27 protein-coding genes are annotated in these 24,833 nt (G+C 60.7%); 15 read left to right on the top strand and 12 right to left on the bottom strand.

Translation table 11 applies throughout. The features are described from left to right. Both KDL09_RS11640 and mazG read right to left on the bottom strand, forming a co-directional pair. Nucleotides 1-2,730 carry a DEAD/DEAH box helicase gene (locus KDL09_RS11640; RefSeq protein ID WP_294384946.1) on the bottom strand — a complete coding sequence of 910 codons (2,730 nt, stop codon included), beginning with the start codon at nucleotides 2,728-2,730 and terminating at the stop codon, nucleotides 1-3. A 10-nt stretch (nucleotides 2,731-2,740) separates the two neighbouring features. Next, the gene (gene mazG, locus KDL09_RS11635; RefSeq protein WP_294384944.1) at nucleotides 2,741-3,538 is read right to left on the bottom strand and encodes a nucleoside triphosphate pyrophosphohydrolase; all 798 of its coding nucleotides are present in this window, start codon (nucleotides 3,536-3,538) and stop codon (nucleotides 2,741-2,743) included. Nucleotides 3,539-3,652: 114 nt separating this feature from the next. Between mazG and KDL09_RS11630 the strand changes: the two genes are divergently transcribed. The 3 genes from KDL09_RS11630 to KDL09_RS11620 all read left to right on the top strand — a co-directional run bounded on the left by KDL09_RS11630 (nucleotide 3,653) and on the right by KDL09_RS11620 (nucleotide 6,292). Beyond that, entirely contained in the window at nucleotides 3,653-4,591 is a 939-nt protein-coding gene (locus tag KDL09_RS11630; protein WP_294384941.1) for a glucosamine-6-phosphate isomerase, read from the top strand. 121 nt (nucleotides 4,592-4,712) lie between these two features. Next, nucleotides 4,713-5,753 carry a hypothetical protein gene (locus tag KDL09_RS11625; RefSeq protein WP_294384938.1) on the top strand — a complete coding sequence of 347 codons (1,041 nt, stop codon included), beginning with the start codon at nucleotides 4,713-4,715 and terminating at the stop codon, nucleotides 5,751-5,753. A gap of 179 nt (nucleotides 5,754-5,932) precedes the next feature. Beyond that, nucleotides 5,933-6,292 carry an RNA-binding protein gene (locus tag KDL09_RS11620; protein ID WP_294384936.1) on the top strand — a complete coding sequence of 120 codons (360 nt, stop codon included), beginning with the start codon at nucleotides 5,933-5,935 and terminating at the stop codon, nucleotides 6,290-6,292. A 73-nt stretch (nucleotides 6,293-6,365) separates the two neighbouring features. On the opposite strand, the gene arsA is transcribed toward KDL09_RS11620, so the two are convergent. The 8 genes from arsA to KDL09_RS11580 form a co-directional block, all read right to left on the bottom strand. After that, nucleotides 6,366-8,168, bottom strand: coding sequence for an arsenical pump-driving ATPase (gene arsA, locus KDL09_RS11615; RefSeq protein ID WP_294384934.1), 1,803 nt, complete (start codon nucleotides 8,166-8,168; stop codon nucleotides 6,366-6,368). Beyond that, complete coding sequence (gene arsD / locus KDL09_RS11610; RefSeq protein ID WP_294384932.1) at nucleotides 8,165-8,494, bottom strand: arsenite efflux transporter metallochaperone ArsD; 330 nt, start codon at nucleotides 8,492-8,494, stop codon at nucleotides 8,165-8,167. The genes arsA and arsD overlap by 4 nt, the downstream gene beginning before the upstream one ends. A 118-nt stretch (nucleotides 8,495-8,612) precedes the next feature. After that, nucleotides 8,613-9,002 (bottom strand): DUF302 domain-containing protein, encoded by a 390-nt coding sequence (locus tag KDL09_RS11605; protein WP_294384931.1) that lies wholly within the window; start codon nucleotides 9,000-9,002, stop codon nucleotides 8,613-8,615. 13 nt (nucleotides 9,003-9,015) lie between these two features. Continuing rightward, a complete protein-coding gene (locus KDL09_RS11600; RefSeq protein ID WP_294384926.1) occupies nucleotides 9,016-9,183 on the bottom strand; it encodes a DUF6132 family protein in 168 nt (55 codons plus the stop codon). Continuing rightward, a complete protein-coding gene (locus KDL09_RS11595; RefSeq protein WP_294384924.1) occupies nucleotides 9,180-12,452 on the bottom strand; it encodes an efflux RND transporter permease subunit in 3,273 nt (1,090 codons plus the stop codon). Before KDL09_RS11595 ends, KDL09_RS11600 begins: the two co-directional genes overlap by 4 nt. Further along, nucleotides 12,449-13,456, bottom strand: a complete 1,008-nt coding sequence (locus tag KDL09_RS11590) for an efflux RND transporter periplasmic adaptor subunit (RefSeq protein ID WP_294384921.1) — start codon at nucleotides 13,454-13,456, stop codon at nucleotides 12,449-12,451. Before KDL09_RS11590 ends, KDL09_RS11595 begins: the two co-directional genes overlap by 4 nt. A gap of 27 nt (nucleotides 13,457-13,483) precedes the next feature. Further along, on the bottom strand, nucleotides 13,484-13,690 hold the full coding sequence (locus tag KDL09_RS11585; RefSeq protein WP_294384918.1) for a DUF2892 domain-containing protein: 207 nt from the start codon (nucleotides 13,688-13,690) through the stop codon (nucleotides 13,484-13,486). Nucleotides 13,691-13,730: 40 nt separating this feature from the next. Further along, nucleotides 13,731-14,228 carry a hypothetical protein gene (locus KDL09_RS11580; RefSeq protein WP_294384915.1) on the bottom strand — a complete coding sequence of 166 codons (498 nt, stop codon included), beginning with the start codon at nucleotides 14,226-14,228 and terminating at the stop codon, nucleotides 13,731-13,733. A gap of 69 nt (nucleotides 14,229-14,297) precedes the next feature. Here KDL09_RS11580 and KDL09_RS11575 point away from each other — a divergent pair, with 69 nt between their 5' ends. The 5 genes from KDL09_RS11575 (at nucleotide 14,298) to KDL09_RS11555 (ending at nucleotide 17,460) form a co-directional block, all read left to right on the top strand. Beyond that, entirely contained in the window at nucleotides 14,298-14,648 is a 351-nt protein-coding gene (locus KDL09_RS11575; protein ID WP_294384913.1) for a metalloregulator ArsR/SmtB family transcription factor, read from the top strand. A 10-nt stretch (nucleotides 14,649-14,658) separates the two neighbouring features. Then, a complete protein-coding gene (locus tag KDL09_RS11570) occupies nucleotides 14,659-15,084 on the top strand; it encodes a rhodanese-like domain-containing protein (RefSeq protein WP_294384911.1) in 426 nt (141 codons plus the stop codon). Continuing rightward, nucleotides 15,081-15,563 (top strand): DsrE family protein, encoded by a 483-nt coding sequence (locus tag KDL09_RS11565; protein ID WP_294384908.1) that lies wholly within the window; start codon nucleotides 15,081-15,083, stop codon nucleotides 15,561-15,563. Before KDL09_RS11570 ends, KDL09_RS11565 begins: the two co-directional genes overlap by 4 nt. 12 nt (nucleotides 15,564-15,575) lie before the next feature. Beyond that, entirely contained in the window at nucleotides 15,576-16,253 is a 678-nt protein-coding gene (locus KDL09_RS11560) for a methyltransferase domain-containing protein (protein WP_294384906.1), read from the top strand. 148 nt (nucleotides 16,254-16,401) lie between these two features. After that, entirely contained in the window at nucleotides 16,402-17,460 is a 1,059-nt protein-coding gene (locus KDL09_RS11555) for a hypothetical protein (RefSeq protein ID WP_294384904.1), read from the top strand. Nucleotides 17,461-17,492: 32 nt separating this feature from the next. On the opposite strand, the gene trxA is transcribed toward KDL09_RS11555, so the two are convergent. Beyond that, on the bottom strand, nucleotides 17,493-17,951 hold the full coding sequence (gene trxA, locus KDL09_RS11550) for a thioredoxin (protein ID WP_294384902.1): 459 nt from the start codon (nucleotides 17,949-17,951) through the stop codon (nucleotides 17,493-17,495). A gap of 84 nt (nucleotides 17,952-18,035) precedes the next feature. On the opposite strand from trxA, the gene KDL09_RS11545 reads away from it, so the two are divergent. Genes KDL09_RS11545 through KDL09_RS11530 form a run of 4 tightly spaced genes read left to right on the top strand, consistent with a single transcriptional unit; the run spans nucleotide 18,036 to nucleotide 20,554 of the window. Further along, nucleotides 18,036-19,265 (top strand): FAD/NAD(P)-binding oxidoreductase, encoded by a 1,230-nt coding sequence (locus KDL09_RS11545; RefSeq protein ID WP_294384900.1) that lies wholly within the window; start codon nucleotides 18,036-18,038, stop codon nucleotides 19,263-19,265. A 23-nt stretch (nucleotides 19,266-19,288) separates the two neighbouring features. Continuing rightward, complete coding sequence (locus KDL09_RS11540; RefSeq protein ID WP_294384899.1) at nucleotides 19,289-19,600, top strand: TusE/DsrC/DsvC family sulfur relay protein; 312 nt, start codon at nucleotides 19,289-19,291, stop codon at nucleotides 19,598-19,600. 38 nt (nucleotides 19,601-19,638) lie between these two features. Continuing rightward, on the top strand, nucleotides 19,639-20,160 hold the full coding sequence (locus KDL09_RS11535) for a DsrE/DsrF/DrsH-like family protein (RefSeq protein ID WP_294384898.1): 522 nt from the start codon (nucleotides 19,639-19,641) through the stop codon (nucleotides 20,158-20,160). A 1-nt stretch (nucleotide 20,161) separates the two neighbouring features. Then, nucleotides 20,162-20,554, top strand: coding sequence for a hypothetical protein (locus KDL09_RS11530; protein ID WP_294384897.1), 393 nt, complete (start codon nucleotides 20,162-20,164; stop codon nucleotides 20,552-20,554). Between the two features lies 1 nt (nucleotide 20,555). Here KDL09_RS11530 and KDL09_RS11525 read toward each other — a convergent pair whose 3' ends face one another. Further along, nucleotides 20,556-21,311 (bottom strand): ABC transporter ATP-binding protein, encoded by a 756-nt coding sequence (locus tag KDL09_RS11525; RefSeq protein ID WP_294384896.1) that lies wholly within the window; start codon nucleotides 21,309-21,311, stop codon nucleotides 20,556-20,558. A gap of 83 nt (nucleotides 21,312-21,394) precedes the next feature. Here KDL09_RS11525 and KDL09_RS11520 point away from each other — a divergent pair, with 83 nt between their 5' ends. From KDL09_RS11520 to KDL09_RS11510, 3 genes are read left to right on the top strand one after another with little or no spacing between them, the layout of a single operon-like run. After that, entirely contained in the window at nucleotides 21,395-22,168 is a 774-nt protein-coding gene (locus tag KDL09_RS11520; protein ID WP_294384895.1) for a metallophosphoesterase family protein, read from the top strand. A 9-nt stretch (nucleotides 22,169-22,177) separates the two neighbouring features. Then, a complete protein-coding gene (locus KDL09_RS11515) occupies nucleotides 22,178-23,794 on the top strand; it encodes a BON domain-containing protein (RefSeq protein ID WP_294384893.1) in 1,617 nt (538 codons plus the stop codon). Beyond that, nucleotides 23,794-24,789: a hypothetical protein gene (locus KDL09_RS11510; protein WP_294384890.1), complete on the top strand. Its 996-nt coding sequence runs from the start codon at nucleotides 23,794-23,796 to the stop codon at nucleotides 24,787-24,789. Before KDL09_RS11515 ends, KDL09_RS11510 begins: the two co-directional genes overlap by 1 nt. The last annotated feature ends 44 nt before the right edge of the window (nucleotides 24,790-24,833 follow it).

Genomic DNA, 24,833 nt, shown 5'->3' with positions numbered 1-24,833 from the left:
CTATTCGGCCATGAAAAGCGCCTGAATGTCGGCCTGCGTGAGCTGAAGCTTGTCACTGCGCCCAGAGAGCAGGCCCTCGACCAGCGCCGCCTTCTTCTGCTGCATTTTGAGAATGCGCTCCTCGATCGTGTTCTCGCAGATGAGCTTGTGGACGAAGACGGGATTCTTCTGTCCAATGCGATGCGCGCGGTCACTCGCCTGCGCTTCCGCCGCCGGATTCCACCACGGGTCGTAATGGATCACGGTGTCCGCGGTGGTGAGGTTGATGCCCGCGCCACCGGCCTTCAGACTGATGAGAAAGATGGGAACCTTGCCGGCCTGAAACTCCTGAATCGGTGTTTCACGATCCTTCGTGCTGCCAGTGAGCTTCACATAGCGCATGCCCTCTTTTTTCAAGCGCGCCTCGATCAGCGCGAGCATCTCGGTGAACTGCGAGAAGATGAGGATGCGGCGTCCTTCCTCGATCAGTTCCGGCAACATCTCATCCATCAGATAGGCAGTCTTGGCGGAGTCCTCGACAGTCTGCGCCGTCTCCTGCTTCAGCAGCCGCGGATGACAGCAGACCTGGCGGAGTTTGAGCAGCGCATCGAGCACGACGATCTGCGAACGGTCCAAACCGTTTACCTCAATCGCCTCGCGCACGCGTTTGTCCATCGCAGCGCGGATGGTCTCATACAAATCGGTCTGTGCCCGGCCAAGTTCAATGCTGTGCAGGATTTCCGTCTTTGGCGGCAGTTCTTTGGCCACTGCGTCCTTGGTGCGGCGCAACAGCAGCGGCTGGATGCGCGTGCTGAGCTGTTTCTGGCGCTCCGCATCCGCATCACGCTCGATGGGATTGCGGTAGTGCTGACGAAAAGTGTCAGCATCGCTCAGGAGCCCGGGCATGAGGAAATTGTAGAGGCTCCACAGCTCGCCGAGGTGGTTCTCCATCGGCGTCCCGGTGAGGCAGAGGCGGTGTTTCGCCTTCAGGCCACCGCAAACCTGCGCGGCTAGGCTCTTCGGATTTTTGATGTTCTGCGCTTCATCAAGCACCACGACGTGCCAGTCCTGCGCCTGCATCACATCGGCATCACGCACGAGCAGCGGATAGCTGGTGACGACAAGATCGTACTGCTTGAGATGCTTGAAATCGCTTTTGCGCGACTGCCCGTGCATGAGCAGCAGACTGAGTGTCGGTGTGAACTTGATCGACTCATTGATCCAGTTTCGCAGCACGCTCGTTGGAGCCACAATTAGACAGGGATGCTTCATGCGCCCGCTTTCCTTCTCGACGAGGATGTGCGTGAGCGTCTGCAGCGTTTTGCCCAGGCCCATGTCGTCGGCCAGAATGCCGTGCAGTCCGAACTCGCGCAGGAATTGCATCCAAGAAGCGCCTTCTCGCTGATAGTCGCGCAGACTGGCCTTGAGCGACGCTGGCGGATTGATGAGGCCGATCTCGCGGAAACTGCCGAGCTGCTCGCTCAGCGCGGTGAGCTCAGCCGGAGCACGAATCGGCATGCCATCAAGCGTGGCGAGCTGCGCGGCGCGCAGTTTGTCGAGCTGAAGCTTGCCGTCTTTACGCACAGGTCGTGTGGCGAGCAGTTCGTCAAAGAAGCGAAGAAGCACCACGAGACGATGCGCCGGCACGGAGAGCACGTCGCCGTCGTCACCTCCCAGCGAGAGCAGAAAGCGCTGATCGAGATTCTTCTCGAGCACGGACGAAGTGAGCCCCTGATCGACGCAATCGACAAGCAGCGGCACCATCGAGATGCGACGTCCTTCAATCTCGACACCCAGATCAAGCGAAAACCACTCACGACCTCCCTGATCCGCAGCGAGATCGGTGAACCACGCGTCTTCGTCCGCCTCATGGATTTGGAAGCCGATGCCCTCGGGCACTTCGACGCGCCAGCCGGTCTCCCGCAGCTTCGGCACCTGGTCCTTGAGAAACTGGGACCAAAACAACGCCTGATCTCCCGCCACGGCCATGAACCCGAGCGTGGATTCGGGAGCCTTGGCTCCAGGCAGCGCCTCGGAGAACGACTTGAAGCCCAGGCTGGACAAATCGGCGAGCAACAAGCGTTCCGAGCGCAGGTTGCGCACCAAGGTGTGGCGTTTGCCCGATTCATCCTCCCACTGATGCGCCGGACTGCGCACAAGCATCTCAAAGCGCAGAGGACAGTCGTCGTATTCCGCGCAAGGCTGGATGAAAGCGATGCTGCGCGGTTCCCAGCCGCCGATGTTTCGCTTCGCGGTGATCTGCGGCATCTCCACCATCATGCGCCTCACCAGCAGCAACGGCCGGGGTTCAGACGGAGGCATCTCGACCTCCACGGGTTCCTTCCGAACCTCAGGCTCATCCTCCGGCGCAACAGAGGTTCGCTCCCGCACTCGCGCCATGCCTTCGATGCGGTTGCGTCCCTCCTCATGGTCAAGCATCAGCATCAGCGCCGCCGCGTGCTGGCACAGCGTGCCCACCGCGCAGGTGCAGTGCGAAGTCATCGCCATGCTGCCATCATCCCGCAGCCGCAGATGCGCCGTGACGGAGGCGGAGTTGAACAATCCGGTACCGACACCCGCGATGATCTCGACTTCGTTCGCCGCGCAGACATGCACACCCGCTAGGCCGATGTCGCCGTGTTTCAACAGGCGCCCGCCCTCCTCAATCTGCTGCCGCCGGAACAACCATAGCCACGACTTCGAACGCACCTGCGTCCAGAGTTGTGAGAATGAGAAATCGCCGGGCTCCATGAACGCGCTCTCAGACACTGTGCTTCACCGCATCCCACGCCACGTCCATCTGCTCCAGCGAGAGCTTGCCAAGTTCGTGCCCCTGCTCGCGAAGATGCGTCTCCATCGCGTGGAACCGGCGGGTGAATTTCTCGTTGGCCGCGGCGAGCGCAGGCTCGGACTCAATGCCGAGTTTGCGCGCGAGATTGACGACACTGAAGAGAAGATCACCGAGCTCCTCCTCCATGTGGGCTTTGTCTCCTGAGGCGATGGCTCCTTCGAGTTCGGCGGCTTCTTCCCGTATCTTCGCAAAGACAGGCGTAGCGTCCGGCCAGTCGAATCCGACACGCGCGGCTTTCTTCTGCAGTTTCTGCGCGCGCATTAGAGCAGGCAGGCCGTTGCCGGTGCCATGCAGCATTCCTTCGTGCTCGGTGCCCTTCTCGGTGCGCTTGATGGCGTCCCATTGGCTGAGCACGGCATCAGAGGTGGCGGCTGTGGTGTCACCAAAGACATGCGGATGACGGCGGATGAGTTTGTCGGTCAGACCGTTCGCCATCTTGTCGAGATCGAAAGCTCCCGTCTCGCTTGCGATTTCGGCATGAAGTACGGGCTGCAGAAGAATGTCGCCGAGTTCATCACAAATCTGGGCGGAATCGCCTCCGCGGATGGCATCCGCCACCTCATAGGCCTCTTCGATGACATGCGGAATGAGCGAGGTGTGCGTCTGCTCCATATCCCACGGGCAGCCGCCTGGCGCGCGCAGCCGGTGCACGACGTAGCGAAGGCGGGTGAGGGCGTCGGGGTGGTTGAGCATGGTGGCGTCGTCCATGCGTGCTGGTAGCGTGCCTCGAGGGCTGAGGGAAGAAAATTTTCACCGGGGGTGATGAGAGCTTGGCAAAAGGACCGTTCTCCCTGACTATCTCCGCAACAACCCAAACGAACCATGCCGCGTAAACACAGCCACATCGCACCGGACTGGTGGGACTACACCACGTTGGAAAATGACCTCATCAACGACGCCGCACGGCTCACGGAGAGGGATTTGAGACAGCTCACCCGCCCCGGCTTCAAAGTGGTGATGTATGACACGCTGGAGGATTTTTATCTCGCGGAGGCTCTGGAATACATCCACGCCTGGAAGCAGGCCACACCGGACAATCCGGCGGGCATCTGCGGGCCGATCGGCCCCACGGAGCAGCTGCCTCTCGTGGCACGCCTCGTGAACGATCTCGGCATCTCGATCAAAGACGGCCACTTCTGGGGGATGGACGAGTGGTACGACGAAAACACCAAGAAGGAAGTCACGATGGAGCATCCGCTGTCGTTCGAACGCGCCGACCGCGAGCTCTGCTTCGACCGCATGCAAAAGAAGCTCTGCATGCCGGACTCGCAGCTGCATTTTCCCAAAGCCGACACTGCTGCCTACATCAAGAGCTGGCAGAGCGGTGTGCGGTGCGCGGTGATGCAGGGCGGTCAGGGCGACATCAAGCACTGGGCCTTCAACGATCCGCCCAAACGTGCTGGCAAATTCAAGAATGAGCCGCCGCCGCCTGCCGAATACCGCAAGCTGACCACGCGCATTGTGGATCTCCATCCCGTGACCCTGATGCAGAACGCCCGCACTTCCGGCGGTGGCAACATCACGATGGTGCCTCAAAAAGCGATCACCGTGGGACCCAAGGAAACCTGGATGGCCGAGAAGGTCAGCATCTGGCACGCCGGCCTTCACGACAATCCTCTGGGCCAGCGACTCACCGCGCTGATGATTTCCAAGCGCCTCGCGGACTCCTCCGTGCCAATGTCGCTGCTCGCCGATCATCCGAATGTGCAGTTCAACTACTATCGCGGCGGCCTCGGCCACTGCGAGGTCGAGATGCACTGACCGCCGGAGGGGGTAATGACGAATGCAAAGCCTTGGAAGGTGAAACATTCGCCATTCTAATTTCTGGTTTCGTCATTCGCGGCCCTGAGTACTCTCCGCAACCAAGGTTCCCTCCCGCACCATGCTCCAGACACTCGACGTCGCCCTCGGTCTCTCGTTCATCTTCTTCCTGTTCAGTGTGCTCGTCTCGACAACGAGCGAGATGATTCTCTCCTGGAGCAATGCCCGTGGAAAGACCCTGTGGAAGGCACTGGCGCACCTGCTGCCACAGTCCGGGCACGGAAAAGACGCGGAGCCGCTGAAGGACTTCGTGCAGCATCCGCTCATGACGGGCATGCACCGTCACACCTCGGCTAACGCGAGTGTGGCGAAGCACTTCCCGTCCTATCTCTCCAGCGGACAGTTCGGCCAGGTGCTGATGGACCTCTTGGAGTCGAAGGGGACCGAAGCACAGGCAGAGACACGCTGGGAACAGGTGCAAAAGGGCATTTCACAGCTTCCCGCAGATTCGCGCGGCGCACTACAGGCACTGAGCCGAGATGCCGAACGCAATCTTTTGCCCGGACAGGAACCCATGAGCGTCTTCCAGTTTCTTGCCGGTCAGTGGTTCGACTCGATGATGGACCGCACCACCGGCTGGTACAAGCGCCTGACACAAGTCTGGAACTTTGGCCTCGGCCTGGCATTGGCGATTGCCTGCAACCTGAACGTGGTCGCGATGACACGGGCCCTCTCCACCAACGACGACCTGCGTGCCGCTTTCGTGCAGCGGGCGGAAGCCTCCGTCAAAGCGCAGAGCGATCTCATCGTCAAAATGGGCGTGGAAGAATCCGCAGGTGCCCGCGCCGAGTTCGACAAGGCTGTCACGGAGCTGTCCGATGCTGGTTTTCCCGTTGGGTGGAACAAGACCACGGCACTGGCCTGGGCCACACACCCTTTGAGCACCTTTTTTGAAAGCCTTCTCGGCTGGCTCATGGCGGGGGCGGCGGCGGCCCTCGGCGCCCAGTTCTGGTTCGACCTGATGAAGAAGATCATCAACCTGCGCGGTGCCGGTGCGAAGCCGGATGCAACAGCCACCGTGCCAACGGGAGAGGCTGGCATGACCGGACCAATCCCACCCGCCGGATTGATCATCGACAGCACTGAATCACGGCAGGGCTGAGGCACCTGCAGTGAAACAATCGTTTGCTATTGTCTGAATCCAGACGACAGGGGCGCCGCAAGTTAACCTGATAAAGGCTAAGCTAAGTCGTTCATCAGGTTGTTTCTTTGGTGTTCTGAAATCCGCTCACGGAGCTTACTTCAGCAATCGTTCAAGCTGACTGAACCCAAGAAATCGATATGAATACCAAAATGTATGTGGGCAATCTGCCCTTCACTGCCACCGAAGACGACGTCCGCGCCCTCTTCACCGACTACGGCACCGTTACTGACATCCACCTGCCCATGGACCGCGACTCCGGTCGTCCTCGTGGCTTTGCTTTCGTGACCATGGACTCCCAAACCGCCATGAATGAAGCCATCCGTGGCCTCAACGAAAAAGACTTCGGTGGTCGCAACCTGACCATCAATGAAGCCCGTCCGAAAGAAGATCGCCCAGCAGGCGGCTACGGTGGTGGCGGCGGTGGCCGTGGCGGCTACGGTGGTGGCAAAGGCGGTGGCCGTGGCGGCTACTCCGGCGGCGGCGGCGGTCGCTACTAAGCGCCCCTGCCAACACTCCAACCCCAAGAGATTCACGGCGGCATCCTGGCGACAGGGTGCCGTTTTTTTGGCGTTAGGCGACTGTCATCCTCGGAACGCCGCTTTGTGCCAGACGACTCAGGGCCTCGCCCCCCACAGGTTCCACCGCCTGCCACGGCAGCCACGCCGTGCGTTTGGCTTGTTTCTCGACGACTTCGCGAATGTAGCGATGCTCCGTTTCTTCCCGACGTCGCAGCAAAAGATCGCACGAACCACAGCCGAGCAGGCTTTGATTAATCACCCACGCATGCGGATCGATGTGAGCGCGGCGCAGATCCGCCTGCAACGCAGCGGCTTCATGCACGGGTGTGGCCTCGGGCAGGGTGACGAGCAAAATGTGCGTGAAATCGGGATCGCGAAGACGATCAAGCAAATGCAGCACCTCCTCCGGCTGTGTACTGCGCGCCTGCCGCTGCAATTCGCGATGATACGCCTCGCTCGCATCCAGCAGCAGCAGCGTGTGTCCCGTGGGAGCGGTGTCGAGCACGACAAAGCGTCGCGTCCCCTGCCCCACTTCGCGTGCGAAGGCTCGAAACACGGCGATTTCCTCCGTGCACGGAGAGCGCAGATCCTCTTCGAGCAGCGCGCGACCTGATTCATCCATTTGCGCGCCCTGCGTCTGCATCACCTCCTGCTGATAGGCCGCCGTTTCCGCCGCAGGATCAATTCTTCTCACGGTGAGACCATCGATCTGCCCGTCCAGCGTCTGTGCGATGTGTGCGGCAGGATCGGTGGTGCTGAGGTGCACGGCATGACCTCGACGGGCCAGCAGCACCGCGATCGCTGCAGCAACGGTCGTTTTGCCAACGCCACCTTTGCCCATCGTCATGATGACGCCATGCTCGTTCTTCTCGATTTCATCCACGAGATCTGTCAAACGGCGCATGTCTGGCGGAATCCACTCGGCATCGACAGGCGCGACGCTGCCTTTCGCCGACTCGCCATCCAGCAGCACACGCAGTCCCTCGATTCCAAGAATATTGATCGGCCGCAGCGGCATGATGAAACTTGGCATGCTGTCGATGAAGACTGAGGCACTGCCCATTGCCGATTCACCACGCTGCTGCATGGCCTGCGCGGTGACATCTTGCGGGCAGTTGGTTTCAAAGGTGCCGTTGATCACCAGACATTGATTTGTCACACCCAAGGCACGCAACTCGCCCGACGTGCGCTCGGCTTCACGCAGTGCTGACAATTGAGGACGGCTCACCAGCACCAGCGTCGTTGCCGAGGCGTCGGACAATGTCTGAACCGTGGCCTCGTAAATGCCGCGCTGTTTCTCCAGCCCCGCCAATGGTCCCAGACAGGAAGTGCCGCTGGTGTTGTTGTCCAGAAACTGATCCCAGGCCTTTGCCAAGCTCATCAACCGCAGCGTGTGGCCGGTGGGTGCGGTGTCGAAAATGACATGATCAAAATCCCTCGCCGCGTCAGGATTGCCGATGAATCCGGAGAATTCGTCAAACGCGGCGATCTCGACCGTGCATGAGCCGGAAAGCTGTTCCTCCATGCTGCGGAGCGCTGCCTCAGGCAGCACGCCTCGCATCGGTCCGATCACCCGTTCACGATATGCCGCCGCCGCTTCCACGGGATTGATGTTCAATGCATGCAGTCCAGGCACCTCGGGCACAGGCGTCGGTTGATTCGTCAACGTCGTCATGAGCACCTCGTCGAGATTTGACGCCGGATCCGTGCTCACCAGCAACACCCGTTTGCCCGCTTCCGCCAACTTGAGAGCCGTCGCACACGAAAGTGAGGTCTTCCCCACACCACCCTTGCCGGTGAAAAACAGATAGCGCGTGCTTGTGGCTGCATCAGGACGGAACAGCGGCAGTTTCATACCGCGGCCTCCTTCTTTTCTATCGCTGCCTGAAACCAGCCTGGGCGCTCATCATGCGTTGGGTAGCGGCCTTTCAAATGGACCTCGCCATCCCAAAATGAAATCGGCAGCGCTGCGGTTCCCTCCTTCGCCAGAATCTCTTTCACGCATGCGTTCGTAGCAAACGCCATCGGCTGCTGGGCCAGATTGAAGCGCTCCACATGAACCCCCATGCCTTTGAGCTGGGACAGCATCGCCGCAAAATTGACGAGATCAGGGTCAACGCTTGGACCACAGATGCCGGTGGAGCAGCACATCGCCGGATCATAGACTTGGATCGTTTTCATGACGCCACTATACTTGGCCATTCGGCCAAGTAACCGCAAAAATCAGCCTGCTTTTTGTGCTGCCATGTTCCTCCATTGCAAACCGCAGTTGATACAGGCGCTCGGAGGGCTGCATGCCTCACTTCGCCGCCTCGATGATGGCAATCGTGTCCTTTTCGACCTGCTCGGCGATGGCCTTCAATTCCTCGGCCTGTGACAGCGAGGCCAGCAAAGCTGAGGGGCGCGCCATTCCAATCAGGGTTTTTCCGCCGTCTTGGTAGACTGAAATTCGGCAAGGCAGGGCGATGTTCATGCCCATGTCGGCGGTCAGCACAGCGACGGCCTGCTTGGGATTGCAGACCTCGAGGATGTGGCAGGCATTTGGCAGATCGAAGCCCTTGCTGGCGAGCGTCGCCTTCAAATCGTAGACATGAAGCACGCCGTAGCCGTGCTGTTTGACGGAGGCTTCGAGATCGGCCACGGCCTGGTCCGGACTCTTGGTGGTTTCAACAACGTAACGTGGGTTCATAGAGTGATGGGGGTTAGCGATGAGAACTGAGCGCGAACATGAGGCCCATCACGCTGCCGTAGATGGCTCCTCGCCACCAAGTCGAGGTGAGCGGACAGGTGCCGGAGCTGCACTGGCCAAAGTAGCCCATGGCTGCACCCAGTGCGGCACCGATAGTGATGGGAATGAGGAGGCGAATCATGGATGGGAATGTTTGTTCGCCATGTAGTACAACACCGGCACGGCCATCCGGCTGATGAACAGGCTGGCGATCTCTCCGGCCATGAGGGCGATGGCGAGGCCTTGGAAGATCGGATCGGCGAGGATCACCGCGGCTCCCACCACGACAGCCATGGCAGTGAGCAGCATCGGACGAAAGCGCACGGCGCCGGCGTCGATGACGGCTTCGCTCAGCGGCATGCCTTCTTTGATTCGCAGTTCGATGAAATCGACGAGGATGATCGAGTTTCGCACGACGATGCCGCCGCCGGCCATGAAGCCGATCATGCTGGTGGCGGTGAAGAAGGCGTCGAGCAGGCCATGCGCGGGCAAAATGCCCACGAGCGAGAATGGAATGGCCACCATGACGATCACCGGCGTAAGGAAGCTGCGGAACCAGCCGACCATGAGCACGTAGATGAGGATCAAACACGCGCCGAAGGCCGCGCCGAGGTCGCGAAAGACCTCGATGGTGATATGCCACTCGCCATCCCATTTCATCGAAGGCTGTTCATCACTGAACGGCATCGCGGCATTGAGGATTTTCAATTCGGCGCCGCTGCCGCCGAACTCGCGTGTATCGAGCTTCTTGAGCGCCTCGTTCATCTGGAAGATGGCATACACGGGACTTTCGACGACGCCTGCCACATCGCCGATGACGTAAGTCACGGGCATGAGGTTCTTGTGATAGCGGCTCTTCTCGACGGTGACGTGCTCGACTTTCACGAGTTCGCGCAATGGCACGAGCGGCGATCCGGAGGCACCGGGTTCAGGCAGTGCATTCGCATCACCAGAACGCACGCGCAGCGCGAGCAGTTCTTCGGGCGTGGTCTTCGCACTGCGTGGCAGTTCGAGGCGGATGTTCACGTCCTCCTTCTCGGCAGGCTGATGCAGTAGATCGACCGTTTCTCCATCAACGGCGATCTTGAGCGTCTGGGAGATCGTGGCGGCGCTGATGCCGTGCAGCGCGGCTTTTTCCTTGTCGATGATGAATCGCGCCTTCTGCTGATCGGCCTCGATATACCAGTCCACGTCCACGACGCCGGGCGTGGATTTGAAGATGGTCTTCACCTTTTCCGCGAGCTTGAGCCGCGACTCATCATCTGGACCATAAATCTCCGCGACGAGCGTTTGCAGCACGGGCGGTCCGGGTGGCACTTCGGCAATGGCGACGCGTGCGCCGTAACGTTCCGCGACGGCGGCGACCGCAGGCCGCACGCGTTTGGCGATGTCGTGGCTTTGCGCCTTGCGTTCGTGTTTGCCGACGAGATTCACCTGGATGTCGGCCACGTTCGCACCGCGGCGCATGAAGTAGTGACGCACGAGGCCGTTGAAGTTGTAGGGCGAAGCGACGCCGGCATAGACCTGATAATTCGTGACTTCTGGCTCCGTGCGGATCGCCGCGGCCATCTCACGAGCGACGGCGGCGGTCTGCTCCAATGAAGTGCCCTCCGGCATGTTCAAGATGACCTGAAACTCGCTCTTGTTGTCGAACGGCAGCATCTTCACCTTCACCCAGCCGATGCCAACGGTCGCCATCGATGCGAGCAGCAACACGGTGATGCCGATGAGGAACATCCAGCGCCAGCCGGTGTGATGAATGAGCGGCCCCATCATGCGGCGGTAGAGCTTCGTGAAGAAATCCTCCGGATGCTCGCTGGCGTTGTGATGCGCGAGATCCGCGGCGGATGCAGTGCCCTCCGTGAGCTTGGAATACTTCTTTCCCCAGCGCAGGATGCGAATCGAAGCCCAGGGCGTGACGATGAACGCGATGAGCAGCGACCAGAACATCGCGGCGCTCGCACCGATCGGAATCGGGCGCATGTAAGGCCCCATCAGGCCGCCGACGAAGGCCATCGGCAGCACGGCGGCGATCACGGCGAAGGTGGCGAGGATAGTCGGATTGCCGACCTCGCCCACGGCCTCAACCGCGATCGTGCTCCAACTGCGGCCTTTGTTCTGCGGCAAGTGGAAGTGACGCACGATGTTCTCCACGACCACGATGGCGTCATCGACGAGGATGCCGATGCTGAAGATGAGCGCGAAGAGAGTGATGCGGTTCAGCGTAAAGCCGTAGAGGTAGAAAATGAGCAGCGTGAGCGCCAGCGTGGCCGGAATGGCCACGGCGACGATTCCCGACTCACGCCAGCCGAGTGTGAGCCAGATCAGGATCGCCACGCTGAACACGGCGATGCCCATGTGAAACAACAGCTCATTCGATTTCTCCGCCGCGGTCTCGCCGTAGTGGCGCGTGATGCTCACGGTCACATCAGCAGGAATGATCGATCCTTTGAGCGTGTCCACCTTGCGCAGCACTTCGTCGGCAACGCTGATCGCATTGGCGCCGGGGCGTTTGGCGATGCTGAGCGTGACGGCGGGCTCTTCCTTGGTCTTCGTACCGTGAAAGACGTATTGCGTCGGTTCCTCGCCTGCATCGAGCACCTCCGCGACCTCGCGCAGATAAACCGGACGCCCGCTGAAGACGCCGATGACGACATTGCCGACGTCCTCGGCTGTTTTGAGGAAGGCGCCAGTCTCGACGAGCACCTCGTTGTTGCCGGTGGTGAGTCCTCCCGCGCGGAACTGGCGGTTCGCCTGTTGTAGCATCGGCACCAAGCCTGCGGGACTCAGATTGCGGCTGGCCAGTTTGACGGGATCAAGCATTACGCGCACGGCGCGACGCGATCCACCGAGCAAAGTCGTCTCAGCCACCAGCGGCACCTGTTTGACGGACTCCTCAACCTGCGCGGCGAGCCGGCGCAGCGTGAGGTGATCGTAACGGCCGCTGTGGAGGGTGAGCGCGAGGATCGGCACGTCGTCGATGCTCTTCGGCTTAATGAGCGGCATCGTGACCCCCATCGGGATGCGGTCAAAGTTTGAGCGCAGTTTTTCAGTGAGCTTGAACAGGCTGCGCTCCGGATCTTCGCCGACCTTGTAACGTACAATGACCAGGCTCTGGCTGTCGCTCGACGTGCTGTAGATGTATTCAACGCCGGGAATCTCCCACAGCAGCTTCTCCATCGGCCGCGTGGCGCGTTCTTCGATCTCCTTCGCCGATGAACCGGGCATGGAGACCATGACATCGACCATCGGAACCTTGATCTGCGGTTCTTCCTCGCGCGGCAGCAGCACGATGGCCGCCGCACCGAGAAGCACGGATGCGATGACAACGAGCGGCGTCAGCTTGGAGTCAATGAACGACGCGGCGATGCGACCGGCGATGCCGAGATGGCTGGATGAAGGCTCGCTCATGGCTGGATCGTCACGGGTTGGCCATCGGTGATTTTTGCCACGTCGCTGATCACGACCTGCTCGCCTTCTTCAAGGCCGGAAAGGATTTCCACCTGGCCGTCGAGCGATTTGCCGGTTTTCACCAGACGCAGCGATGCTTTGCCATCCTTCGCCACAAACACCAGCTCCATCTGCCCGCGCTTCATCACGGCGCTTTTGGGAACGAGCAGAAGCTTCACCTCTGCCACGGGCACCGAGACGCGACCGAACTGGCCGGTGCGCAGGCCGTCTGCTTTGGGCAGATCAAGCTTCACCTGAAACGTGCGACTCACCGGATCGGCCACAGGTGCGATCTCGCTCACGACGGCTTCCAGCGGTCCTGAAACGGAGGCGACTTTCACCTGCATCTTCGCGCCCATCGTGACGCGATCGAGAATCGCCTCCGGCAGATCGGCTTCGAAGCGCAGTGCGGTTGGAGCTTCGATCTCGAGCAAAGGTTTGCCCGGCATGGCGAGATCGCCCACATCGGCGAGCTTGCGCGTGACCACGCCATCGAAGGGCGCGGTGACCTTGGCGTAGCCGAGCATCGTCTCGGCCTCGCTCACGGCGGCGGTCGCCACTTTGACGCGGGCATCTGCCGCATCGTAGTCCTGACGTGTCGTCGCGTTGCTGGCAATGAGCTGCTTCTGGCGGTCAAAGTCGCGATTGGCCTGGTCGAGCATCGCCTTGGCCTGATCGACCTTCGCCTGAATCTCCTGCACATCGAGCCGCGCGAGCAGATCGCCCGCCTTCACCATCGCGCCGGGCGTGGCGGTGTATTCGAGCACGCGCCCGCTGACCTTGGCCTCCACCATGGCGCGCAATTTCGAACGCACCGTCCCCACGACCTCTTCAGACGCGGTGTGCGGTGCCAGCTTTGCAGCCTGCACCTTCACGGCGATGCTTGGAAGATCGGGAGCCGTGTGTTGCGCCGGGTCGTGTTTGCCACAGGCAGCAAGGAATAGGATCGGGAGAAGGCGTTTCATGGCGGGGAAAGAACGGCGTTCAGTGGATCAACTCTTCGAGCAGCAGGAGCCGCCGACGCCGAGTTTCTTGAGAATCATCTCCGCCGGACAAAAGCCGGTGAAGGCGGACTGCAGGAGGTTTGCGCCGACAAAGGCGGTGAACCAAAGCCAGTTCGGGCTGACGTAGTGTGCCAGAGCGAGGCTGATGAGGATGAAGGTGCCCGCGAGGGCGCGGATGGCGTTTTCGAGTTTCATGGTGGTGATGTTATCAGGTTTCGATTGTTGGAGGAAAAAATCAGCGGGTCACAGTGTCGTGCTTTTTGTCATGCTCACTCCAGCCGTGCGCGGCGAAGGCGGAAACGACCTTGGCATGATTCTGCGCGATTTTGGCGGCGTTTGCTGTGCGTCCCTTGACCGTCATGCGCACGCCCTTGTCCGTGGTGGTGAATTGATGCTCCATCTCACTGTAGTGGTCGCAGTATTCGGCGAAGGCCGGATCCCAGCGGCGCACACTCAGGCCGGAAGCCAGTCGTTCCTGCATCTGGCCGACATGCTTTTTCAAAGCCGTCGCCATCTTCGGGTCGTCGCTCTCAGTGAGGGCGGTGTAGCCGTCCGCCGTAAGTTTCAAATCGCGATGAATCTTGTCATGCCCGTCGAACAGGGCGTGAATCTGCTCCCGTGCCTCGGCGGGCATGCCCGGACCGCCGCGCTGCTGCGCGCAGGAGGTGGAACAGGCCGTGGCGACGGCAACAACAGCCAGAAGCAAGGTTTTGGTGGACGAAGTGGTTTTCATGGTGTTCTCTTATTCAACTGTATGAGTCTATACGCATATAGTCGCTGTCTGCAAACCCTTTTTGACATCATGCCCGCCGCACGAAAGAAATCCCTGCCGCCGGTCACCGATGAGGCCCTCGCTTTGATCGCCTCATGGTTCCGCACGCTCGCCGAGCCCAGCCGCCTGAAAATCCTGCGCGCCCTGGAGGAAGGTGAGAAGAACATCACCGAGATCGTCGAAGCCACAGGCCTCACTCAGGCGAACGTCTCCCGCCACGTCCAGTCGCTCGTCGAAGCCGGCATGGTCGGCCGCCGCAAGGAAGGACTGACGGTCATCTGCTTCATCGCTGACCCCAGCATCACCGACCTGTGCGACAACGTGTGCAGCAACCTGCTGAAGCGCCTCTCCAACCAGGTCAAGAAACTCGGCGGCTCGTGACCACCTCTTCATGTTCTTCCGACTCATGATCTGGACGATTCTCATCCTCGCCGTCATCGTCGGCGGCTGGTATTGGTATGAAGGCGACTGGGACCGCCAGCTTTTCAAAGCCGCCCCCGGCTGCGTGTGCGCCAACCTCAACGCCGGTCAGGCAAACGCGTGGCTGCGAGAGCATCCTGAGACCCAAGTGCTCGATGTGCGCTCGGCAGGCGAGTTCGAAGGCGGTGCGCTGCCCAAGGCAGTCAACATCTCCATCGGCGACGACACCTTCGACACCAAGGTCGCCAAGCTCGACAAAGAAAAGCCGGTGCTCGTCTATTGCGCCGGTGGATTCCGCAGCCGCAAAGCCGTCACGCGCTTGAAAGACCTCGGCTTCAAAAACATCCAGCACATCCACCGCGGCTACATGTCGTGGAAACCGGATTCCCAACCATGAAAAAACTGATCCTCTGCCTGCTGACCTTTACCCTCACCGCTGCAGCCGCCGAGCCGGAGGTCATTCCAATCCTCGTGCGTGAAAATCTGCGCATCGTGTATCAAGTCACCGATGACGCACAGCATGAGGGCGTGAACAAGGGGCTCTTTTACGCACGCAAGCTCATCAACACCTATCAGAAGCAAGGCATCGCCGCTGATCAGGTGCATCTGCATCTCGTTTACCACGGCACCGGCATCGCCGCCGTGGTGAATGACGAAGCGCGGAAGCGTCTGGGTATAGAAGCCGCCAATCCGAATGGCGAGATCCTCGCCGAACTCATCAAGCGGGGTGTGCAGGTGGAACTGTGCGAAAACACCATGCAGCAGAAGGGCGTGAAGCCGGCGGAACTAATGGCTGGCGTGAAACTCGTCGTCGGCGCCTTCCCTCGCCTCATTGATCTACAACTCCAAGGCTTTGCCTACATCAAGTTTGAGTAACTCCTCCCAGCCATGAAACGCAGCCTCATCTCCCTCTGCCTTCTCACCACAATCGCCATCGCCCAGGAGGCGAGTGTCAAACCAGGCATCAACGACAAGTTCCTCGATCCGAAGCTCAAGGTGGAGGAGTGGACGCAGAAGTTCGAGACCGAGAGCCGCGAGATCTTCCATCAACGGGAAAAGATCGCCGCAGCCGTCGGACCGAAGCCTGGCATGGCGATGGCGGACATTGGAGCAGGCACAGGACTTTTCACCCTGTCGTTCTCACAGGCTGTCGGCGAAACGGGCAAGGTCTTCGCCGTCGATATCGCCAAGAACTTCCTCGAGCACATCAAGGCACGCGCCTCCAAGGCCCATGCTGCGAACGTGGAGACGATCCTCTGCACCGAGAAGAGTGTGGAACTGCCCGAAGCAAGCATCGATCTCGCCTTCATCTGCGATGTGTATCACCACTTCGAGTATCCACAGGCCACGCTCGCTACGCTACACAAGGCACTCAAACCCGGCGGCGAACTGATGCTCATCGACTTCAAACGCATCCCCGGCGAGAGCAGCGACTTCGTCATGGGCCATGTGCGGGCCGGACAGGAAGTCTTCGAAGCCGAGGTCACTGCCGCCGGCTTTGAAAAGATCGCCGAGGTGAAGGATGTGCTGAAGGAGAACTACTTTGTGAAGTTCCGGCGGAAGTGAGTTCGAGGGCAGGTCCACGGTGCGCAGTGATCTGAAATCCCAAAGCCCACGGAACCCCGTTCTGGCATCAGTCAGGGCGGGGTTTGTTTTTGGCGCTCACCACATTGTTGGAGATGTCGAGTTCCTGTCGCGTTTAGAAAGCAACGCCATGACGAACAACCTCACACGACGCCATCTCCTCGGAACTGCCGTTTCGGGCGCAACGGTCCTTTTTTCCCGCGGTGCTCTTCATGCCGCCGATGCTGATCCTCGGGTGCGCGGTCCGTTTCCGATTCTCTCGACGCCGTTCACGGACTCGGGTGCCGTGGACTATGAGGTGCTGGCAGATCAAGCGCGGTTCGTGGACTGGGGCGGTTGCCCGGGCATGATCTGGCCGCAGTCGGGCGACAGTGTGGACCTTTTGACGATGGACGAGAAAATGCGAGGAATGGAGGTGCTGGCGGAGACGGCCAAGAGTTTCAAAACATCAGCGCTCTGCCTCGGGGTGCAGGGGCGAGACACGGAGGAGATGCTCGTCTATGCACGGCATGCGGAAAAGCTCGCGCCCACGGCGATCATCTCGCGTCCACCGGACTCGGGGCGCACGGAGGACGACCTGCGGCAATATTGGCGGGCATTGGGCAAGATGGCGACACGGCCCGTCATCTTCCAAACAACCGGCGGCGTGGCCTACAAAGGTCCGGTGCCCTCGGTGAAGCTCATGATCGAACTGGCGAAGGAGTTTTCAAATTTCGGCTACATCAAAGAAGAAGCCGCGCCCATCATCGCCCGCACCAAAGAACTATGCGCCGCGAAACCGGTGATCCGCCGTGTGTTCAGCGCTCGTGGAGCGCATGGCTGGCTCTATGAGTCCCATCTTGGCACCGAGGGACTCATCACGGAGCGTGCGGTGTATGCGGATGTGCTCGCGAAGGTCTGGGACCTCATGCAAAGCGGCAAAGACCCTGACACCGTGCGCGACATCCACGCCAAGCTGATGCTGCTCTTCAATCTCGGCCAGCATCTCCCCGGCGGCGACCTGCGCGGCTTTCAACTCCATCTGTGGAAGAAACGCGGCGTCTTCAAGAACATGATCTCCCGCCAGTACGGCCCCAATCGCAGCATCCCGGACAAGCCGGTCTTCTCCGAACTGAAGCTGACGGCGGATGAGATCGCCGAGATCGATTTTCGCTTTGAGGCGTTGCGCCCTTATTTGAAGGCCAAGTAGCCATCCTGCTTCGCAAGATGAGCCTGCGATCATCAAGACTGCCGCACCCACGCCAGCAATCGTGCGGCAGCTTGAAAGCCGCTGGTTTGCGCCGCGAGTTTGCCGTTCTTGATCAAGACAAAGGCAGGAATGCCCTGCACCCGGAACTGTCCGGCGATTTGCTGCTGTTCATCCGTGTTCACTTTGACGAAGACAGCTTCGCCAGCGGTCTGAGCGGCGGCTTTGGCGAATTCGGGCGCCATGATCTGGCAGGGGCCGCACCACGACGCCCAGAAGTCGATGACGACAGGCAGCGGACTTTGCGACACGAGCGCGGCGAAGGCCTCGACGCTGTCGATTTCGACCGGCTCGGCGATGCGGGTCAGGTCGGCCTTGCAGGTGCCGCAGCGGCCCTGCTGGGCAATTTTGGCGTAGGCGATGCGATTGGCCGTGCCGCAGGCGGGACAGGACTGGATGATGCCGCGTTCGTCTGATTGAAGGGAGTGGCTCATGGATGACAAGATTGGAACAGAGTTAATTATTGCATATACGCATACACTCATATAGCAGTGATGCAAGGCAACGTATTAACAACCATGAACAAGCATCTCCTCATCCTCGGTGGCGGCACCGCCGGCACCATGATGACCAACCATCTGCGCCGACGTTTGCCCGCGCATGAATGGCGCATGACAGTGGTGGACCGCTCGGACAAGCACCTCTATCAGCCAGGGTTTCTCTTCCTGCCATTCGGCAAGTATGAAGAGAGCGACATCGTCCGCCAGACGCGGGACTTCATTCCCCACGACGTGGAGTTTCTGCAGGCGGAGGTGGATCTGCTCAAGCCCGAAGATCATGCTGTGGCGCTGAAGGATGGACGAGAACTGCACTACGACGTGCTGATCGTCGCCACTGGCTGCCGCACGGCTCCGGAGGAGACCGAAGGCATGCTGGGACCGAAATGGCGCGTGAACGTGCATGACTTCTACACGCTCGACGGAGCACGGGCGCTGCGTGACAAACTGAAATCCTTCGAAGGCGGCCGAGTGGTGATCCACATAAACGAAATGCCAATCAAGTGCCCGGTGGCTCCGCTGGAGTTCACTTTCCTGGCGGACACGTTCTTCCGCGAGCGCGGTGTTCGCGACAAAGTCACGCTGACCTACGTCACGCCGCTGTCAGGCGCATTCACCAAGCCGAAGGCGGCGAAGAAGCTCGGCCATTTGCTCACGGACAAAGGCATCGAACTCGTCACCGACTTCGTGGCGGAGAAAGTCGATCAGGAGATCAACAAGCTTGTGTGCTTCGATGGCCGCGAGGTTCCCTATGATCTGCTCGTCACGACCCCGACGAACATGGGCGATGAAGCGGTGCGGCGTTCCGCGCTCGGCGACGATCTGGACTTTATCCCGACGCACAAGCACACGTTGCAGTCGATCGAGTATCCCGACGTGTTTGTCATCGGCGACGCAACCAACCTTCCCGCGTCGAAAGCGGGATCCGTGGCGCATTTCGAAAGCGAAACGCTCACCGACAACGTCATCCGCCACATCCAGGGCGAACCGTTGAAGGAAGAGTTCGACGGCCATTCAAACTGCTTTGTCGAATCCGGCAACGGCAAGGCGCTGTTGATTGACTTCAACTACGAGTATGAACCGCACGAGGGCAATTTCCCCTTTGCTTTTGGCCCCATGAAGCTGCTGGAGGAAAGCCGGCTCAATCACCTCGGCAAACTCGCCTTCCGACACATCTACTGGAACGTGCTCCTCCGCGGCTGGCCGCTGCCTGGCATCAGCCGACAGAAGAAGAAGCCTGTGGAAGCGTAATCATCAACCCAACCCATCAAACCATGAAGAAAACCATCGCAGGAACCGAAGTCGACGTGAATGAGGAAGGCTACCTCACCGACATGTCGCAATGGAATGAACAGATCGCCGCCGCCATCGCCACGGAAGAAGGATTGGCTGCTTTGACCGATGCCCACATGAAGGTCGTGCGCTACTTGCGCGAACAGCAGGCCAAAGGCGCGGCGCTGACCATCCGCAGCATGGGCAAGAGCGGCGTCGTGACGACGAAGGAACTTTACGATCTCTTTCCCGGCGGTCCGCTAAAGAAGGCGTCGAAGATCTCGGGCATTCCGAAACCGGTCGGCTGCATTTGATTCAACAAAGAACAAGGAACCAAGAACCACGCACACCTATGTCCGACGACAAACAACCTGTGAAGAAGATGTCCATCATTGTGAGCCGCGGCTCGCTGGATGGAATTTACCCGGCGCTGATCATGGCCAACGGCGCGCGCATGGAAGGCATCGAAGCCTCGCTGTTTTTCACCTTCTTCGGCCTGAACGCGCTGGCGAACAAGACGCTGGATCATTTGAAGGTGTCCACCGTCGGCAACTCCGCGCTGAACATGGCCATGCCCATGCTTGGCATGCCGATGACCGTTCCGTTTCCGACCGTGATGGGCGCAATTCCGGGCGTGTCCGCCTTTGCGACACACCTCATGAACAAGGAGATGGAAAAGCTCGACATCCCGCCCGTGCGCGAGTTCCTCGAACTCATCTCCGACTCCGGCGGCAAGATCTTCGCCTGCAAGCTGGCGATGGACATGTTCAAGCTGAAGAAAGAGGACCTCATGGACCGCGTCGATGGTGTGCTGACCGTGGGCGATTTCTACAACGAGTCCGCTGGTGCAGGCACGCACATCCTCTTCACCTAAGATGCCCGCGCTGAGCAACGATCCGGCCCGCTGCGAGGTGATGAACCTCGGCTGGGGGCCGAAAGGGCATGGTCCGTATCTTGTGCGGCAGGAGGGCCATGCTCCCGGCAGCGTCGATTTCCGCCCGCAGCGCTTCATCCTGCTCAAGGACGGCCGCTGGCTCATCAATCTGGCCTTCGTCATGTTGTCCGAGGCCGATCAGGAGGCGCAGTTGTTTCATCATCTGACCGACGTGCTGGTCTTCCTCGACGCACTCAGCGACAAACCGGTCGTGGCAGATGCAGCACTGCCTCCGGACACCAGCGCAGAGGAAATCATGACGCACTTCGAGCAATGCACACACCGCATCCTGCGCGGCATGCGAAGCTGCATGGTGACACCGGCGCGGGCGTAAATCACCACTGCAGCGTCTTCACGTCGACCCGCGTCTCGTTGCGGCTTTCCTTGATGATGTGACCGTCGGAGAGATGCAGCACGCGGTCGGCCATCGCGGCCATGGCGGCGTTGTGGGTGATCACGACCGTCAGAGTCCCGAGCTCGCGATTGATGCGTTCGATGGCCTCCAGCACCGTGATGCCGGTGGTGACATCGAGCGCGCCGGTGGGTTCGTCGCAAAGCAGCACCTCGGGCTTTTTCGCGATCGCACGGGCGATGGCCACGCGCTGCTGCTCGCCACCACTGAGCTGAGAAGGGAAATGATCGAGGCGATGGCTGAGCCCGACGCGGTCCAGCGCATCTTCCGGCTTCATCGGATCCGGGGCGATGTCGGTGATGAGGGCCACGTTTTCACGGGCGGTGAGGCTGGGGATGAGATTGTAGAACTGGAAGACGAAGCCGACGCAGTTGCGGCGGAACTGGGTGAGCGTGCGCTCGCCGCCGCCGGATAGATCCCAGCCCTTGTAGCGCAGCGTTCCGGCCGTCGGGATGTCGAGACCACCGAGCACGTTCAGCAGCGTGGACTTGCCGCTGCCGGAAGCACCGAGCAGAACCACCAGTTCACCGGGGTGAAAGTCGAGATCGACGCCCTGAAGCGCCACCACGTCCAGATCGCCCGTGTGGTACACTTTGCGCAGGCCCCGGGCCTCGAAGATCGGCGGAGAGGCCGGCTTGGCAGCGGAAGGTTGCGGGCGGGTTGACTGGTGGCGTGGCATTCGCGCATTTAGCATCGTGAAAGGGAATGTGCCATCACGATGATCGGCGGTTGCGTCCGGCGTTCCTCGCGCAAGAATGGTGGATGCCCATTCTCGTCAGCGACGACGCAGCCGACATCAACACATCGAGGGTTCGACTGCCCACGCGTGAGACATCCCGTGGGCGCACGCTGGTCATCGGTGACATGCACGGTTGCTCGACCGCCTTGGACTTGATTCTCGGCGAGCTCCAGCCGGGCCGCGATGACAACCTGGTGACGCTGGGCGACTACGTGGACCGTGGACCGGACACCCGTGGCGTGATCGACCGCCTGCTCGAACTGGAACAAAAGACCCAGCTTATCCCCCTGCTTGGGAACCATGAGATCCTCATGCTGGACGCCCGCAACAGGCTGGTTGATTCCGATTCCTGGTACGGCGTGGGCGGACGACAGACGATGCAATCCTACGGATGCGTGGACAAGCCCGACTGGAACGCCATCCCGCAGGAGCACTGGGATTTTCTCAGCCAGCGTCTGCGCCGCTGGCATGCGACATCCACCCACATCTTTGCCCACGCGAATCTGAACGCCATGCTGCCGATGCCGGATCAGAGCGACGACTGGCTGTTCTGGCGGCGGTTTGACGACTCACATCCCCACTTCTCCGGGAAGATCCTGATCTGCGGACACACGGCGCAAAAAAACGGCCTGCCCCGCGTTCTGCCCGGTCGTATCTGCATCGACACCTGGGCCTATGGCGAAGGCTGGCTCACGGCGCTCGATGTCGGCACGGAAACTTTCGTGCAGGCCAGCCAGCGCGGCGAAGTACGGCGGCTAAGCTTCGAGGAAGTGCGCGTGCTCAACGAGAAAGAGTGATCACCCGCCATGACACGCGCGCGCTGGATCATTTCTGCTGTCACCCTGTTCGCACTCTGGCTCATTGGCGCGCTGATCGTGCTGCCGCATCTGCAACGTGATCTCGAAACCGCCGCGCAGAGCGTACTCGCCAGACAGCCGGCGCTGGAGAAGAGGCTCGACCGGCTGCACCTCGTGTTCAACGGCCAGCAGGCGCATCTGACGGGCAGGGTGCGCACACCGGAAGACCGTCACGTCATCGAAGCCGCCGTGCGCGATCTTGTGCGCGCTCCCACCCCGCTCACCGGCGGTCTAGGTCTTCGGCTCAATCCGGTCAGCCGAGTGATCAACGACATCGAAGTCTCCCCCTACCCTCCCGGCTGGCTGCTGCTGGCCGCCACAGGCCCAGGTGCCCGTCTGCTGGGCGCCGCCGCCACGGATTACGAGGCCCGAGACCTCGCCCGCAGCGTACAGCAAAGCTGGAGTGCGCAAGGAGGCAGCTCCGCGGGCACGCCCGAAGTCGATGGCAAAAACCACGATGAAGCCGCCAGCGTCTCGACCACGCTGCGTGCGGTTCCCATTCCGAAAGACACCGCCCAGGCTTTTCTCGCGCGCATCGGCCAGCCTTGGAAGGAGCTTTCGCTGAACCAGACCGACGCCGAACTGCACACCGAGGCACGCTCCGTCGGTGTCTCCGAAGAAGATTGGAAGAGCATGGTCCTTCCGGCGCTGCACCGGCTGCGTGAGACATTTCAACAGCAGCATCTCGCCCGGACTGAACAAGAACGCCTCGCCGCACTTCCACCGGGCCATCTCTTTCTCGCGGTACGCGATCAAGAGATCGTCCTGCGTGGAGAAGTTGGCACCACCGCAATCAAGAATGTGGTCTTGAATGAGGCGTTCGCCGCCTTTGCCCCACGGCTTATTCACGATGAAATCCGCGTCAGCGCCCAACGCCGTCCGATGGGCGACTTCGGTCCCATCACCACCGCATTGCTGCCTGAGACAAAAGGGCCCGGTGGCAGATCCTTTTTTCTCGGTCTCAGTGATGACGCCTGGGTGCCCGTGGACTGGCAGACCGCCCCGAAGGAACAATCGTGGAAGACGAAACTGCGCTCCGGGCTCCAGACCGCGATGCTGCTGGATGACAGCACGGCGCTCACCGGCTGGCTGCAGGGAGAGGGGACGTATTCGCCCTCCCGCCCGTCTGAAACCGTGCCCGCCTTCATCACTCTGGCCTTGTTTGATTCCAAGGCCATCCTCTCCGGCCAGGTCGCTGAAGAGTCTGTGCGTGCGCAGCTCGTCGCCGCCGCACGCCGAACCTACGGCCCTCGCATTCTCGTCATCAGTGACGACTTTCATGTCCGCGGCGACTGCCGGCCTGCCGCACGCGTTCCTCACACGTTTCAAAGTCTGCCACCACCGCCGGCCGCATCGGACGCGGGAGTCTTCGCCATCGCTGTTCCCGGTGACACATGGAAGGTCATTCCCGTCACGCATGAACTGGTGGAGGCGGGCGGTCTCGCAAAATCCGGTCAAATTCCCAACAGTCTTCCAGTCGGACTCGTTGAGGATCTGTCCGCAGAAGCTATGGAACAGCTTCGCCTGCATCTCACCGCTCCTTCGCCTTCTCCCATCTCCCGCTGATGTCATCCACTCTCTGGCTGCTGCTCTACCTCGCCCCGCTGCTCGGCCTGACCGCCGCAGTGTTCGGCTGGTTCGGCTGGCAATGGCGGGGCCGTGAGCTGAGGCAGGAAATCAAGGAGGTCGAACCCCGCGTTGACGAAGCCCTAACGAACCAGCCCTCCCCTGAAACGGAAAGCCCGCCACCACAGGACACCGAGCTGACCGCCCTGCGTGAGGAATTGAAGTCCGCCCAGTCCGAGATCCGCAGACGTGATTACGACACCGCGAAGGCACACGAAGCTGCCCGGGCCCTCGAAGAGGAAGCCGCCCGCCTGCTGCGCGACATGGATCTCCTCCGCGCCGAGCGTGATCAGGCCAAGGAGGCTCTCGCCGCCGTTCAATCCGAACTCACGGAACTTCGAAGCGCGCCGCCGTCTTCAACGCCCGTCGTCCCCGAAGCTCCGGCAAAACCCAAACGCAAACGGAGCACCGCCGCCAAACCCAAGGAGACGCCGCCAGCCACGCTTCGCGACAAAGTTGCCGCACTCGAAACCCGGCTTGCCGAGCAGAAGCCCGTCCTCGCCGCGCTGACCCAGGAGCGGGACGACTGGAGGCGTCGTGTCAGCCACCTGGAAGAAGTGCAGCCCGCTGATCCCGCAGGACTCGGCCTCGCACGCCGAAGCCTTGCCGACAGCGAAAAACGCCTGCTCACGACCACCACCGAAATCGAACGTCTCCAAAATCAGACGCAGGCGCTGCGACGCTCCGAGGAAAAAGCCGCCGCGCTCGCCGGTGTGGCGGACGATGATCTCACGCAGATCAAGGGCATCAAAAAAGTCATTCGCGAGCAGCTCCACGCACACGGCATCCGCACCTGGAGGCAGATCGCCCAGTGGGATGAAAACGAGCTGCGCGCTTTCAGTGAGATCCTGGCCTTCAAAAACCGCGCCGCGCGCGAAAAGTGGCAGGAGCAGGCACGCGCGCTGCATGAAGCCGCCCACGGCCCCCTTTCCTGATTTCAGTCCTCCGCATGTTCTCCGCCTCACGCCTTGCTTCGCTG

Origin of the sequence: Prosthecobacter sp. (genome assembly GCF_020439865.1) — a bacterium.
Classification (GTDB): Bacteria; Verrucomicrobiota; Verrucomicrobiia; order Verrucomicrobiales; family Verrucomicrobiaceae; genus Prosthecobacter.
The sequence above is the reverse complement of the archived record's forward strand: the minus strand, read 5'-3'. Positions and strand labels throughout refer to the sequence as shown.

Coding starts and splice junctions, on each gene's coding strand:
- KDL09_RS11620 (WP_294384936.1), top strand. CDS start 5,933: ATGAATACCAAAATGTATGTGGGCAATCTGCCCTTCACTGCCACCGAA.
- KDL09_RS11590 (WP_294384921.1), bottom strand. CDS start 13,456: ATGAAACGCCTTCTCCCGATCCTATTCCTTGCTGCCTGTGGCAAACAC.
- KDL09_RS11545 (WP_294384900.1), top strand. CDS start 18,036: ATGAACAAGCATCTCCTCATCCTCGGTGGCGGCACCGCCGGCACCATG.
- KDL09_RS11580 (WP_294384915.1), bottom strand. CDS start 14,228: ATGAAAACCACTTCGTCCACCAAAACCTTGCTTCTGGCTGTTGTTGCC.
- arsD (WP_294384932.1), bottom strand. CDS start 8,494: ATGAAAACGATCCAAGTCTATGATCCGGCGATGTGCTGCTCCACCGGC.
- KDL09_RS11630 (WP_294384941.1), top strand. CDS start 3,653: ATGCCGCGTAAACACAGCCACATCGCACCGGACTGGTGGGACTACACC.
- KDL09_RS11560 (WP_294384906.1), top strand. CDS start 15,576: ATGAAACGCAGCCTCATCTCCCTCTGCCTTCTCACCACAATCGCCATC.
- KDL09_RS11540 (WP_294384899.1), top strand. CDS start 19,289: ATGAAGAAAACCATCGCAGGAACCGAAGTCGACGTGAATGAGGAAGGC.
- KDL09_RS11605 (WP_294384931.1), bottom strand. CDS start 9,002: ATGAACCCACGTTACGTTGTTGAAACCACCAAGAGTCCGGACCAGGCC.
- KDL09_RS11525 (WP_294384896.1), bottom strand. CDS start 21,311: ATGCCACGCCACCAGTCAACCCGCCCGCAACCTTCCGCTGCCAAGCCG.
- KDL09_RS11595 (WP_294384924.1), bottom strand. CDS start 12,452: ATGAGCGAGCCTTCATCCAGCCATCTCGGCATCGCCGGTCGCATCGCC.
- KDL09_RS11575 (WP_294384913.1), top strand. CDS start 14,298: ATGCCCGCCGCACGAAAGAAATCCCTGCCGCCGGTCACCGATGAGGCC.
- KDL09_RS11510 (WP_294384890.1), top strand. CDS start 23,794: ATGTCATCCACTCTCTGGCTGCTGCTCTACCTCGCCCCGCTGCTCGGC.
- KDL09_RS11600 (WP_294384926.1), bottom strand. CDS start 9,183: ATGATTCGCCTCCTCATTCCCATCACTATCGGTGCCGCACTGGGTGCA.
- KDL09_RS11530 (WP_294384897.1), top strand. CDS start 20,162: ATGCCCGCGCTGAGCAACGATCCGGCCCGCTGCGAGGTGATGAACCTC.
- mazG (WP_294384944.1), bottom strand. CDS start 3,538: ATGGACGACGCCACCATGCTCAACCACCCCGACGCCCTCACCCGCCTT.
- KDL09_RS11535 (WP_294384898.1), top strand. CDS start 19,639: ATGTCCGACGACAAACAACCTGTGAAGAAGATGTCCATCATTGTGAGC.
- KDL09_RS11640 (WP_294384946.1), bottom strand. CDS start 2,730: ATGGAGCCCGGCGATTTCTCATTCTCACAACTCTGGACGCAGGTGCGT.
- KDL09_RS11565 (WP_294384908.1), top strand. CDS start 15,081: ATGAAAAAACTGATCCTCTGCCTGCTGACCTTTACCCTCACCGCTGCA.
- KDL09_RS11515 (WP_294384893.1), top strand. CDS start 22,178: ATGACACGCGCGCGCTGGATCATTTCTGCTGTCACCCTGTTCGCACTC.
- trxA (WP_294384902.1), bottom strand. CDS start 17,951: ATGAGCCACTCCCTTCAATCAGACGAACGCGGCATCATCCAGTCCTGT.
- KDL09_RS11585 (WP_294384918.1), bottom strand. CDS start 13,690: ATGAAACTCGAAAACGCCATCCGCGCCCTCGCGGGCACCTTCATCCTC.
- KDL09_RS11555 (WP_294384904.1), top strand. CDS start 16,402: ATGACGAACAACCTCACACGACGCCATCTCCTCGGAACTGCCGTTTCG.
- KDL09_RS11520 (WP_294384895.1), top strand. CDS start 21,395: ATGCCCATTCTCGTCAGCGACGACGCAGCCGACATCAACACATCGAGG.
- KDL09_RS11570 (WP_294384911.1), top strand. CDS start 14,659: ATGTTCTTCCGACTCATGATCTGGACGATTCTCATCCTCGCCGTCATC.
- arsA (WP_294384934.1), bottom strand. CDS start 8,168: ATGAAACTGCCGCTGTTCCGTCCTGATGCAGCCACAAGCACGCGCTAT.
- KDL09_RS11625 (WP_294384938.1), top strand. CDS start 4,713: ATGCTCCAGACACTCGACGTCGCCCTCGGTCTCTCGTTCATCTTCTTC.